Source organism: Mycobacterium pinniadriaticum, from assembly GCF_026242045.1.
In the GTDB taxonomy this organism is placed as follows: domain Bacteria; phylum Actinomycetota; class Actinomycetes; order Mycobacteriales; family Mycobacteriaceae; genus Mycobacterium; species Mycobacterium pinniadriaticum.
The window spans coordinates 114,481-126,728 of sequence record NZ_JAPJDO010000009.1 but is presented as its reverse complement, the minus strand read 5'-3'; the positions used below and the strand labels follow the sequence as shown (position 1 = coordinate 126,728).

13 protein-coding genes are annotated in these 12,248 nt (G+C 63.9%); 6 read left to right on the top strand and 7 right to left on the bottom strand.

Annotated features, from left to right (window positions below; translation table 11 throughout):
* Nucleotides 1-5: 5 nt before the first annotated feature.
* Nucleotides 6-1,241 (bottom strand): histidine phosphatase family protein, encoded by a 1,236-nt coding sequence (locus tag ORI27_RS12925; protein WP_265997232.1) that lies wholly within the window; start codon nucleotides 1,239-1,241, stop codon nucleotides 6-8.
* A gap of 189 nt (nucleotides 1,242-1,430) precedes the next feature.
* On the opposite strand from ORI27_RS12925, the gene ORI27_RS12920 reads away from it, so the two are divergent.
* Nucleotides 1,431-1,955 (top strand): hypothetical protein, encoded by a 525-nt coding sequence (locus tag ORI27_RS12920; RefSeq protein ID WP_265997343.1) that lies wholly within the window; start codon nucleotides 1,431-1,433, stop codon nucleotides 1,953-1,955.
* Nucleotides 1,956-1,963: 8 nt separating this feature from the next.
* On the opposite strand, the gene ORI27_RS12915 is transcribed toward ORI27_RS12920, so the two are convergent.
* Nucleotides 1,964-3,184, bottom strand: a complete 1,221-nt coding sequence (locus ORI27_RS12915) for a cytochrome P450 (protein ID WP_265997233.1) — start codon at nucleotides 3,182-3,184, stop codon at nucleotides 1,964-1,966.
* 187 nt (nucleotides 3,185-3,371) lie between these two features.
* On the opposite strand from ORI27_RS12915, the gene ORI27_RS12910 reads away from it, so the two are divergent.
* The gene (locus ORI27_RS12910; protein ID WP_265997344.1) at nucleotides 3,372-3,929 is read left to right on the top strand and encodes a TetR/AcrR family transcriptional regulator; all 558 of its coding nucleotides are present in this window, start codon (nucleotides 3,372-3,374) and stop codon (nucleotides 3,927-3,929) included.
* Between the two features lie 3 nt (nucleotides 3,930-3,932).
* On the opposite strand, the gene ORI27_RS12905 is transcribed toward ORI27_RS12910, so the two are convergent.
* Together ORI27_RS12905 and ORI27_RS12900 are read right to left on the bottom strand one after the other, a co-directional pair.
* The gene (locus ORI27_RS12905; protein ID WP_265997234.1) at nucleotides 3,933-5,051 is read right to left on the bottom strand and encodes a DUF7802 domain-containing protein; all 1,119 of its coding nucleotides are present in this window, start codon (nucleotides 5,049-5,051) and stop codon (nucleotides 3,933-3,935) included.
* A gap of 8 nt (nucleotides 5,052-5,059) precedes the next feature.
* Nucleotides 5,060-5,968 (bottom strand): metal-dependent hydrolase, encoded by a 909-nt coding sequence (locus tag ORI27_RS12900; RefSeq protein ID WP_265997235.1) that lies wholly within the window; start codon nucleotides 5,966-5,968, stop codon nucleotides 5,060-5,062.
* A gap of 88 nt (nucleotides 5,969-6,056) precedes the next feature.
* Between ORI27_RS12900 and ORI27_RS12895 the strand changes: the two genes are divergently transcribed.
* Nucleotides 6,057-6,674, top strand: a complete 618-nt coding sequence (locus ORI27_RS12895; protein ID WP_265997236.1) for a TetR/AcrR family transcriptional regulator — start codon at nucleotides 6,057-6,059, stop codon at nucleotides 6,672-6,674.
* Here ORI27_RS12895 and ORI27_RS12890 read toward each other — a convergent pair.
* Nucleotides 6,655-7,446, bottom strand: a complete 792-nt coding sequence (locus ORI27_RS12890) for a bestrophin-like domain (RefSeq protein ID WP_265997237.1) — start codon at nucleotides 7,444-7,446, stop codon at nucleotides 6,655-6,657. The genes ORI27_RS12895 and ORI27_RS12890 overlap by 20 nt on opposite strands.
* A gap of 208 nt (nucleotides 7,447-7,654) precedes the next feature.
* Between ORI27_RS12890 and ORI27_RS12885 the strand changes: the two genes are divergently transcribed.
* Together ORI27_RS12885 and ORI27_RS12880 are read left to right on the top strand one after the other, a co-directional pair.
* A complete protein-coding gene (locus ORI27_RS12885) occupies nucleotides 7,655-7,996 on the top strand; it encodes an alpha/beta fold hydrolase (protein ID WP_265997345.1) in 342 nt (113 codons plus the stop codon).
* Nucleotides 7,989-8,387: a hypothetical protein gene (locus ORI27_RS12880; RefSeq protein ID WP_265997238.1), complete on the top strand. Its 399-nt coding sequence runs from the start codon at nucleotides 7,989-7,991 to the stop codon at nucleotides 8,385-8,387. The genes ORI27_RS12885 and ORI27_RS12880 overlap by 8 nt, the downstream gene beginning before the upstream one ends.
* Nucleotides 8,388-8,564: 177 nt before the next feature.
* Here the strand turns inward: ORI27_RS12880 and ORI27_RS12875 are convergent, their stop codons facing one another.
* Nucleotides 8,565-9,167, bottom strand: coding sequence for a TetR family transcriptional regulator (locus tag ORI27_RS12875; RefSeq protein WP_265997239.1), 603 nt, complete (start codon nucleotides 9,165-9,167; stop codon nucleotides 8,565-8,567).
* Between the two features lie 192 nt (nucleotides 9,168-9,359).
* On the opposite strand from ORI27_RS12875, the gene ORI27_RS12870 reads away from it, so the two are divergent.
* Nucleotides 9,360-10,487 carry a hypothetical protein gene (locus ORI27_RS12870; RefSeq protein ID WP_265997240.1) on the top strand — a complete coding sequence of 376 codons (1,128 nt, stop codon included), beginning with the start codon at nucleotides 9,360-9,362 and terminating at the stop codon, nucleotides 10,485-10,487.
* Nucleotides 10,488-11,160: 673 nt separating this feature from the next.
* Here the strand turns inward: ORI27_RS12870 and ORI27_RS12865 are convergent.
* Nucleotides 11,161-12,066 carry a cutinase family protein gene (locus ORI27_RS12865; RefSeq protein ID WP_265997241.1) on the bottom strand — a complete coding sequence of 302 codons (906 nt, stop codon included), beginning with the start codon at nucleotides 12,064-12,066 and terminating at the stop codon, nucleotides 11,161-11,163.
* Nucleotides 12,067-12,248: the final 182 nt, after the last annotated feature.

The window sequence follows — 12,248 nt, the reverse complement described above, 5'->3', positions numbered from 1 at the left end:
GTGTGTCAGGCAGCCGCTTTGTGCGTGCTGCCCCGACGACTCGAGCCGGTGCCCTTCTTGGCTCCCCCGCCTGCCTTATCGGTTGCCGAGCTCGCCTCGGCCTTGCCCGACACCGCTGGTGTCGCACCGGCGCGGCGGCTGGCGCCGGCGCTGGCCTTGAGCGGTTCGACCTTGTTGCCGTCGGTCAGATCGGTGGCGCCATTGGCGGTCTCCTCCGTCGTCGCCGCGGCGGTGGACGACCTGAGGTTGGTGACAGCGGTGTCGGCAGCCGCGCCCCCGAGGTCGGGCAATGCACCGCGGATCGCCTGACCGATGTCGGTGACCGAGTCCGTGACGAAGTCGACGCCGGCCTTGGCGACCATGACCACGCCGTCGCGGACGGCTGCCACAACCTGTGCGGGATCGCGCGACTTGATGGCTTGCACGACGTCGTAGACCGCGGTCTGCGGCGCCACGACGAGTCTGCGAGCGTTGACGAACAACTGGCCGGCGAGTGGCGGATTCTGGCTGACCGCAGCGCCATCCCAGCTCTGCAGCATCCAGCCGTCGTCAGGGTTGCCGGTCACCTCCACGACCGCGGTGTTGCCCAGCGGGTGCGTCAGCATCAGCATGATGTCGGGGTTGTCGACGTTCATCATCGTCCAGACCATGATCGTCGCCCCGTGCGAGAAGAGCACGGGGGCGGTGGCACCGTTGGCGGTGACGGCGTCGATCACATCGTCGACCCGCGCCTCGAACCCGTTGCCGGTCTCTCCACCCGGAATCGGCAGGCTGCGCAAACCCAGGGTCCAGGCCACCGGGATCAGGAAGTAGCCGATGCGCCCCAGCCCGCTGTCGATGGGCGAGCCCTCGAAAATGCCCGCGCTGATCTCGTGGATACCCGCCTCCTCGTGCACCGGGAGCGACGGAACAAGTGCTTCCAGCGGTGCGGCGGTCTGATGGGTGCGGATCATGTCCGAGACATAGATGCTGTCGTAGCCACCATCGTTGAGCTGCACGGCAATGGCCTCTGCCTGCTGCTCGCCCAGTTCGGTGAGTTCGGGTCCCGGCACCTTCGTGTCGATCCCGGCGCCGGCGACATTGCCGTAGGACTCGCCGTGCCGTACCCAGGTCAGGGTGATCGAATCAGCGGCCCAGGCTGGCAGTGCCGATACCAGGAACAACGCGACTGCCGAGATGAGCGTCGCCAGTGCTTTCAGTGCGCGGCGCGGTATGGGCCGAGCGCCTGTGTGATGTCGCATCCCAAACTCCATCTGATCCCCCGTCGGTGGTACAACGCCCAGACAATAGCGACTGTGCGCTCGGTCACAGTACATAATTGGAAATCTGTCTACAAACACCCATGTCGCGGTTTCGGGACACTAACGATCTCGTACCTTCTCGGCATCAGCGCTCGCCTGCCCCGAGGGGCCATGGTGTCGTGGATGGCGATGCCCTCTCATCTGATCCGTGTCGCCGGCCTCACGGCGGCCGCGGCCTGCTCCGCGTTGCTTGTGACCGCCTTGCCGCACGCCGGCGCCGCGCCCGACTTCGACTCGCAGGGCTACCTCGATTCGACGGCGCGCTGTTCGGACGCCGCGGTGCTGTTCGGTAGTACCGGCACCTCTCGGGTCGCGATCTGTGAGACGTCCGGGGGCGGCTATCAGTACCGCGGTGTGCGGGTGCGCGACGGAGCGAAGCTGATTCTGTCCGCGTCGAGTTCCAGTGACGGCTCCTATACCGCGGTCAACGACGGCGTCACCTACACGGTGAGCTCTAGCTCGCTGACGGTGAGTTCCGGCAGCACTGTGATGCGCAAGGAGTCGTGGGTGGACTTCCACGGTCCCCAGACTTCGCAGTCCACGTCGTCATCGTCGGCCCCGACGACCTCGTCCACCGCCACTTCGACCACCCCGACGTCGACGACGCCGTTGCCGCCGCCCCTGCCGGCCGAGGTGGGTGGCAGCCCTCGCTAGCCGTGCGCTCAGTGACAGGCGAGTTGGAGTCGCTCCAGGCGGCGCACCAGTAGACTCGGCAGCCATTTCCCGATCTCGGTGGCCTTGATGCTCGAGGTGCGTTCGAGTAGCTGCCCGATCACGATTCTGGCCTCCATTCGGGCCAGCGCCGCACCGACGCAGAAGTGCACCCCTTTGCCGAATGTGATGTGGCCCTTGCCCTCCGCCCGGTCCAGCCGGAAGCGACCCGGATCGTCGAAGTGCGATGGGTCTCGATTGGCCGCTCCCCACAACAGGAGCAGTCGCGAACCCGCTTCGAGTTCGGTCCCGCACAGTTCGGTGTCGTTGACGACGTGGCGATAGTGCCCTCGAAAGGGCGGCTCGTAACGCAGGACCTCTTCGAGAAACGCCCCAAGCAGCTCCGGCCGGTCCCGGATCTGCGCTTCGACGTCGGCGTGGGTGGCGAGAATGTGTGCGGCGGAACCGATCAGCGAGGCGGTGGATTCGCCCCCCGCGCTGAAGAGCGTGATCATCATCGTCAGCGCCGCCACGTCACTGACGTCTCCGGCCGCACATGCGCGGGCGAGGTCGCCGAGCAGGTTGTCGCGCGGCTCGGCGGTTGCCAGGGCGAATTGTTCGGTGATGTAGGCACTCAATTCCATTACCGCGACGCCGGCGTCCGCCATGTGGGTCGGGGTCACCAGCCCTTCGACCACCTGGGTGGCCGAGTATCCCCACCGGATGAGCTTGTCGATATCGGTATCGGGCACTCCGATGATCCGGCCGACGATCATCATCGGTAGGCGGTTGGCCATCACACTCATCCATTCGATGCCGAGGGCGTTGGCGTCCTGCTCCCACAGTCGGACTGCGGTTTCTGCGATGAACGGTTCGAAGGCGCGGATGCGCTTGGCCGCCAGTTGCGGCAGCAGGAGCTTCCGGTGTACCGCATGTGCCGGTTCGTCGGCGGTGGCCAGGGCTTGGATTTCTCCGCCGAGTTCACCGACCGGGAACGCGGTCACCTCCTGCCCGGGTTGATACATCATCGTGGCGGTGAGGTTGGACGAGAAATCACCGCAGCGGGTGACCACCTCGTTGACGGCGTCCCAGCTACTCACCGCGTAGAAGGTTGATTCGCCGATGCGGTGCAGGTGTCCGGTCTGCTGCATCTGTTCGTAGAGCGGGTACGGGTCCTGGAGGTAGCGGTCCTCGAACAGGGACAACCCGAGGCCGGTTTCCGCCGATGTCATGTCTTTACGCTGAGCCGCCGGGCGGCGCCACGTCAATCGCGGATGAGAAAGTCGCGACCCGGTGTGCTCATCTGACAACCCCAACGTCTCATCACATCACTCTCACCTGCAGAAATCGGGACATACTTCCAGTATCTTGTGTCAAATTTGAGAAGCTGGCATGACAGTGACGCAGAGGGGGACAGTGATGGTCCGCGACGACTGGGTGGTAGGTGGCGATCGCCGGGCGGCCGCGGCGGATCGCATCTACGCCGCCGCGACCGAACTCGTCATCCAGGAGGGCCTGGATGCCTTCGACATCGACACCGTGGCCGCGAAGGTCCATTGCTCGCGGGCGACCGTGTACCGCCACGCCGGAGGCAAGGCCCAAATACGTGACGCCGTTCTGATGCGCCTGGCCGCGGGCATCATCGACACGGTCCGGCGAGCCGTCGACGGGCTCACCGGCCCGGAGCGGGTGATCGTTGCGATTGTGGTGGCCCTGGAGCAGATTCGATCCGACCCGTTGCGGCGCTTGATGTTCAGCGCGGGCACCCTACCCGACGTGAAGGAATTGCACTCCTCGCCCGTGCTGGCTCATCTTGCCGCCGAACTCACCGGAATCACCGACGACGATCCGCAAGCGGCACAGTGGATCGTGCGAGTCGTGGTGTCGCTGGCATACTCGCCCATCGCCGACATCCGCGACGAGCGGCGAGCGCTGGAGCGTTTCGTGGCACCCGCGTTCGCCGTCTCACCGCATTGACCCTCACCCGCGCGTCGCCGCGGGAATTCGCGCCCCCACCCTGCGCGCGGACGCCGCGACCGCGAGCACCGCGACGACGAAACAGATCACCGTGTACACCAGGCTCCCGGTTGGGGTTCCGTCGGCGGTCACGCCGTTCGTCGCTCCGAAGTACGCACCGAGCGCGCTGATCCAGAGCGCCGCCAGGACGCCGAGATAGAGCGGCCCGAAGACGCGGACGAATTCGCTGGGTTCGAGATCCTCTCGGGTGTGCAGCCATTGCCGGACCAGAACCGGCGCCGCGATCCCGGCCACGATCACCAGCTCGGCCGCGAACACGACCGCCTGCGCCATCGTGTTGGGCTGCGCCCCGCCGAACAGCGAGCTGGGAATGCTCAGGATCGCCACCCCGAGCGGCACGAGCAGACCCGCGAGCACCGTCCGCCAGGCCAACGGCCAACCTGTGGGAGCCGACGCTCCAGTTTTGCGGCCCACCACCAGCATTACCAACAGGGTCACCACGATCGGACCGAGGGTCGCGAAGATGAACACGCTCGTCATGGGTACCGACGCCAACATCGGGTGGTTGATCGGGTTGTCCGTGTTCCAGGCCCACCATCGAAGCTGCGGACCCAGCTGATCGAAAACCTCGTAGAGGCAGTGATGCACGAACCCGACGCAAAGGGCGCCGACGATCACACCGCGATCCCGGAAAACCCCTAGGCTGCGCACGATTTCGTACGCCAGGGTGATGACGGCCGGATACAGGGCGACGATGTAGAGCGGCAGCCGGTCGAACAGGAACTGCACGGTGTAGACGTTGTGGGCGAAGACCACTCCGAGTTGGTCCTGGACACCGAAGACATTCGGAAAGTACAGCGGGATCTCGATCGCGAACAGATAGACCACGGTGGCGCACCACAGTGCCAGATTGATCGGGTCACCGTGCCGACGCAGGCGGCGGATCGAGTACACCAGCGCGAGGACGGCGCCGGTCACCATCATCAATTCCAGGACCGGCAGCGTCCAATTGCTCAGCCCCAGTGGGTTACGCAGGTGGATGAACGCCGGCGCGTTCTGACAGGTGAAGCCACCGAGGGGTCGGGCGATCGCGTCGAAGGCGGCAGTGCACTGTTCGGCCATCATGCTCCTCAAGCAACCGGTTGACCGGTGTACCAGCGCGTCACATCGGCGCCGGCGTTCCAGCGCGCAAACCACCGGTCGGCGAACTCCGGCAGTGGCTGGTCGGCGGGATCATGAAACGGTGTCTGGCTCAACAACACCCGGCCAGCCGCGAGGAGACGCTCGCGGCGGGGAACCGTCGCGAACGCGTTCGGCGTCGACGCCCGCCTTCGCGCGAACCGCTGTCTCAGCGTGTGCAACATGCCGAAGGTCGGCAGCAGCGTGCGGGCGTCGACCTTGCGATCCGCCTCGGGGACATGCTCGTTCACTCCGTCGGCGATGATGCGCATCACGCCCATGAGGTGGCGAACCACGCCCGGCAACGCCCTCATCCGATACCAGCGGTCGCCGATGGCCGCGTTATAGACCACCAAAGCCGAACTGCGGTGTTCGACCTCTTCGACGAAATGCCACATCAGCAGCGAGGCCACCCGGTCATCGCCGGGGCGGAACAGCGTCGCCTCGTTGTCGAGCATCATCTTGAAACTCGGTGTGAAGGTGGCTTCAAGGTCGGCGATGTAGGCCAACCGGAACTTCAGCGGAGTGGTCTTGGTGACGTGGTCATAACTGGCCGTTGCCGCGTCCATGGTCTGCGCCAGGCCGGGATACCGCCGGATCAGCGCGGCCACGTGTTTGCGGTGAGTGGCCGAATGCTGAGCCTCCTGACGCAGGAACGCCGTCGCCTCGGCTGCCGCCTCGGGATCGGTGATCAGCGGCGCGGCCTCTTGGACGGCGGCCACGATCATCTGCTCGAAGCAGACCGCGATGATCGATGTCGCGTTCATGAAGAACGAGAACTGCGGGTTGGCCGGGTTCCACTCCCATGGCACATCGCCGGTGAAGTCGAACTTGGGCCGCCGGACCTGCAGGGCCGTCATCGTTCCTCCGCCATCGCTATTACACACAATGCTCATGCGTGTGTCATGTGTGTATTCTTGAAGCAACCAGAGGGAAGAGTCAAGGCTGATGGCGCGAAAAGGTTGGGGCGGTGCGCCACCCGCCGACGACGCGGAGGCGCGTAAGCGAATCATCGACACCGCGTTGCGTCTCGTCGACCGTCGCGGCGCCGCGCAGACCACCGTGTCGGATATCGCGGATGCCCTGGGCATTACCCGCCGCACCGTCTACCGCTACTTCAGCGGAACCGACGAGTTGTTCACCGCTGCCGCGGAGGAGGCACTCACGAGCTTCGTCGCCCAGATCGATCGGGTCGTCGCGGACCTGGACGTCGCCAGCCAGCTCGTCGAGGTTGTCGCCTACATCATCGAGCGGCTACCGCAGGAGCCTCAGCTGGCCCTGCTGCTGGCCAATGACCGCTCCAACATGTTCAGCCGGTCGATGTTGACCGGTGACGTGATCGCCCGCTGCCGGGTGGTCCTGCATCGGGCCCAGATCGACTGGGACCATCTCGGCTTCGACGACCGCGTGATCGACGAGTTGATCGAGTTCCTGTTGCGGATGATCCAGTCGATGGTCATCGCCCCGCCGGAACCGCCTCGCGAAGGCGCCGAACTGCGGGCCTATCTCCACCGCTGGGTTGGACCGGCGCTCGCCCCCCGAACCTCTACCGAGCCGGCTGGCTGAGGATCGACACGACCTCGCGCAGCGGATCCGACGTTGTCGCGATCCCCCCGACGAATGGGTGCGACAGCTCGAGTATGAGGAACAGATTGGTCGCGACGATCAGGCCGACGATGGCCACCATCGGGTAGTGCATCCCGGACTTCTCCACCCCGTAGATGACGACGGTGCCCAAGACCATGGAGCTGGTCAGGAAAATGACCGCCCACAACGGCCAGGGCGGCCCGGCGTCTTCGCGAACGGTCAGCAGGCGGACGGTGCGTGCCTGACTTATCTTGTCCAGATTGGCGTAGGACGTCGACAGAACGCTCTTCTGAGAGTCGGTCGTGGCGCTGACCTGATGGTAGGCCGCGGACAATTTGGCCAGCGCCGCGTCGGCCTCCGGCGACCGGGTGCCGCGGCCGCTGTCCCATTCCGCGATCGCAGCTTTCTCGTAGCCGAGCAGACTCGCCCGGATGCGATCGGCGTCGGCGTGGGTGAAAACATCCAGATTGGTCGCCATTTCGGCAGCCGCCGCACCCTCGGCCCGGGCATTTCCGTCGGCGGTGTTGATCTGCCCCCACATCGAGGAGACGACGAAACCGATGAAGAAGGCGTAGATGAAACCGATGAAGCTGTAGGTGAACTTGGTGACGTCGTTGTGTTCGTCACGGGTCAGGGCGGGGAACCGGCGCCGAACCCATTTGACCAGGAGCATCGCTCCCCCGGCGACAACGACGATCAGTCCGACGAGAAGCAGGCCCGGCGGAATGTTGCTGACGATCCATCCACTCACCGTCGCCCCCCGGGATGCACCTGGACACTCTGCGTATCGACTCTAAGGTTCGACGGGGACATGCGCCGGCCGTTTCCGATCAAGTCCGCCGCAGTGGAAGGATTGAGACGATGGACAAGTCGCTTGCCAGACTCGGTTTCGCGGAGAGGTACTTTCACACCGGCGACGTGATCTTGAACTATGTCGTCGGCCCCCGGGCGGTCCGCCGCTGGTCTTCATCCATGGGCAGTCGGTGACGTGGGAAGAGTACACGCTGATCATGCCGTTGCTGGCCAACCGGTTTCAGGTGTATGCCGTCACGCTGCGCGGGCACGGCCGGTCGAGTTGGACGCCGGGTGCATACACCTTCAATCAGTTGGGGGAGGACGTCACCGTGTTCCTGCGCGACGTCGTGGGCCATCCTGCCGTCGTGGCGGGCAATTCGTCCGGCGGTGTCCTGACCGCCGGGCTGGCCGCCAACGCCACTGAGCACGTCGTGGCAATCGTCCTGGAGGATCCGCCGCTGTTCCGGTGCGACTGTCCGAACGTCAAAGGGAACCGCGGTGTATGACACCTGGCTCGCGTTCAGCCGGGTCGCCGCCGCCGGCGGCGGCGGTTACGCCTACTTCTTCCGCGAGCATCTGATCCCCACCCTTCAACAGGCCGCCGGCGTGATGAACGACAGGACTCCGCCGAAACCCGCGCTGGCCGTCGTCGCCCGACTCATCGCGCTCAAGCAGGCGCTCGCCCCAGGCCAGCCGATCGACTTCCTGTTCCTCCCACGGCGCATGCGCATCATGATGCGCGGCACATCGCAGTTCGACGGGACATTCTCCCGCGCCTTCGTCGACGGTACCGTCGGCGCGGGGTTCGACCACGCCGAGACGTTGGCCCGCATCACTCAACCGGTCTTGTTCCTGCACGCCAACTTCTTCGTTCACGATGGACGGCTCGCTCGATGACGACGACGTCGTTCGCGTGCGGTCGATGGTGCAGGGGCCATGGGAGTACGTCCGGATGGACTGCGGACATGTCATCGCGCTCGAGGAGCCGGAGTCCGAGGCACGCGAGATCGTAGCATGGTATGACCGCGTCGTCGCGGGTGAGCCACTGAGCCAAACTGGGGTTGGTCAGTAACGCTAACGAGACTCGATACTGCGCAATGCCCTTGCTACGTAGTCGTCGATCATCGCGCTCTGGGCCGGCCAGTCATGCGTGGTCGTCAGCAATGCGTAGAGACCTAGCAGGAAGAAGACCGCGCTATTGATCGGAATCACCGACGGGTCCACCTCGCCGCGCCGCTGGAGGCGCTCGATCTCGCCCGCGACCGCGACGACAACCGGATGCTCCTTACTCTCATCCGCAGGCCTGGTTTGTGAGAAGTGCAGGGCAAGAAAGTCTTTGAAGAGAACGGCGCCGAGTCGACGCTCGAGACCCATGACCAGACGAATGGCTTCATTGAGGGTGGAGGCGAGGTCGCGTTCCGAACCTGCCAGGCTTCTGGTGAATTGTTTGGCGATGCGTTCCTCTTCGCGGCGCTCCAACTCCAGCAGCACGTGTTCCTTAGTCGGGAAGTGGAAGAAGAACGTACCGTGCGCGACGCCCGCGGCGGCGACGATGGCTCCGACGTCGGCCGCGGCGATACCGGACCGTTTGAATTCGGCGATGGCGGCGCCCATGAGGCGCTCCCGGGTCTGCAGCCGCCTGGCCTCGCGGGTGGACGGTTTTTCTACCACCGACATGACCTCGACGATATCGCCTCACAACATGATCACAGGTGCTTGGCGATATTGACCTGGGTCAGTCGGCCCGCGCCGAAACGGTTTCGAAGTCAGATCCCGACAATCTGTTGACAGACCTTCTCCGGCGTTGCGATAGTTCATTCGAACTATCTACCGTTACGTTCCATTATTGGACCAGATAGGCGGGCCGGCATGTATGTACAGGAGTACGCAGATCGGATATCAGCCGCTGAGCAACTGATTCGTACGGCACCGCATGTGGAGAGTGAAACCGATCTACTCGAAGGTCTGCAGTACCTGGCCGGCTGCATCGCAGCGTGCACGCGCCTCGTTTTCGATTACCAGCGCGACCATCCGTTCCTCCACACCGGCACCGGTCCCTTCACCAAGATGGCCCTGGACAATCCGGATACCCTGTACCTCGGCACCTGGCTACAGGCGGGCCACGAGTACGAGATCACGGGGTACCGGGGCACCACCACCGATGTGAGTTTTCAACTGCTCTCCGGCGAGTACTCCGACAATCACGTGCCGATAAGCGAGTTCGCCTTTGATGACCGCGAACTTGATATCGCCTCGGACCGCAGTTTCAGGTTCCGCTTCAGCCCGCGCAGCGACGCCCAACTCGTCATTCGTGAGGTCTACAACGACTGGTCGGCTCAACGCGGCACCGTCGCTATCACGCGAACGGACAGCGCCGGGACAGCACCGAGCCCACTGACAGCCACGCTGATCGAAAACCGCTACGCGGCAGCAGGTAAGCAGCTCACCCAACGCATCAAGACGTGGCTCACATTCCCCCGCTGGTACTACCTGAACGTTCCGGTCAACACGCTGACCGCGCCCCGGATAACACCCGGCGGCCTGGCCACCCAGTACTCCTCCGTGGGCCATTTCGACCTCGCCCCTGGCCAGGCAATGGTGATCACGCTGCCCGCCTCCGACGCCCCTTACCTCGGCTTCCAACTCGGCAGCATGTGGTACATCTCGTTGGACTACATCAATCACCAGACCTCACTGAATGGCGCGCAAGCTCAGGTCGACCCCGATGGCATGATCCGGATCGTCGTCGCCCACGAGAACCCAGGCATTACCAACTGGGTGGAGACGCTGGGACATCGACGCGGCTATCTACAGTTCCGCTGGCAGCGGACTGCACGCGAACTCACCGAAGCCGACGGCCCGATTGCCGAGATCGTCGACCTCGACTCGGTACCGGCCAAGCTGCCCTACCACGCCCACAATACGATCAGCAGCTACGACTTCCGTTCTCGAATTGCCCTTCGCCAGAAACAAATCGCAAACCGGATGGTGGCCTGAGCCACCTTAACGAGGAGCTCTGCAAAACCGCGGCGTGCTGGCCATGAGGACAACTCTCGAGCAACTTTGGTGACAGGATCAGCAGGAGCAGGCACGGCGGATTGTGTGGTCGTCACGGCTCCTCTGCGACGGCCGTTCGGCGACGACTCAACAACGGACGCGCGGCTAGCAATAGGGCCCACGCGCTTGTGTCCCGCCGGTATTCACCCAAACGTCGGGCACAAATCCGAGATCCCGACCACTGAGCTCCGTGCGAACCTTGTCCCATATCGGAGTGCTCAGCCGCGGCTATCCTTTCGGCCCCGGTCCCTCCACCCAGTCGCCAATTGCGACGCAGACGATATACACAGGAGTGTTGACGGGAATGCTTCCAACTTGCGGCGACGACAATCTTGGCTCGGCGCGTACATCTACACCGGTCACACCTTCAATGGGCGGCAATATATAGCCCCGGAAAAGTTGATCACCATCGCTGCGACCCCAAATGGCATATGCCACTCCTGCAATCACGGCAGCGGTGGCCAAAATGACCATGCCTGCAATCGCGACACGCTGACAACCCCACCGAGAACAAGAACGCATCAGTGGATCGTTGGGCGAACCGGTAATCGCCACGCGGATCCGCGCTGCACGAATCAGCAATTACCGCAGCGCCGCCCGAACCTGCCAGTGATCAGAGAACACGTGCTACCGCCAACTGATTGAGCGCGTGTATTGCATGAAAGACCGGGACCTCGCCCCCGTCCCATAACGGCTGGTCGCTGTAGTGGCCGTGCGCCCCCGTCGTGGCGAAAGCCCCCAGTGCGACTATCGTGTTGGCGACCTTGCCAGCCAACTTGAACGCCTCGATGGGGTGCGTGATCTTCCAGATCCAGTCGTCTGGCTTGATGCCGAGTTCGCTGTACAGACGACCGTCGGTGATGTAATCCTGCAGCAACTTGGCGTAGTCCCACGGATTATGAAGCTGGGCCGGAGTGAACAGCTCATATCCGGCATGCAGAAAACTGTTCGGGTTCGCGTTTCCGTACATATCGGCAGGGAAGCAGTAGTCGTACCACAGCACGCCCCGCACTTCTATGCCGCCGCCGATCCCCGCGAACTCCAGCGCCGGCTGCCCTTCGATCTCGCGTCCCTGGGCACGTCGTGGATTGCCGAACGTCACGACGGCATCGAGATCTCCCCGGCGATCAACGAGACGGCCGGACGTGAACTCCTCTACGAGACGCGAGGCCAAGTCCGCCCCTTGCGAATAGCCGCCAAGCACCAGTGGACCTGGCGTGCGCTTGATAACACCGATAGCGTAATCCACGCCAGCGCTTACTGATTCCTCATACGATGGATTCAGGAGCGATGCCTCGGGATTCTGACCGTCGCCGTCGATGAACCCGAAGGACCCCTTATAGCCCGGAGGACATAGGAATCTGTAGCTCCAACGGGCAGGGTCGAGCCTGCCCTCGAAACGCCAGTCGACGAGCCACAGGCCAAGGCCGAAGCCGTTGTCCTCAGCCGGATGCTCCCCCCGACTCTCGGCGACCTCGGCCTCCCAAGTGCCTGGCGCCCATATGAGCGTGGTTTTCATTTCTGATCCCGAATGGCCTCATACATATCTGTTTTCCTCTCATAGTTCTGCATGACAACGGTTTTCATCCATCGAGCGCGGCAGCCCGACGACGCGGTCGGTGGTCCCGGATCAGCGACCACGTCCGCCGCCCACCGGCCTGAGTGCGTGAGGCGATCTCCGTGTGTTTCTCCGCCGTAGAC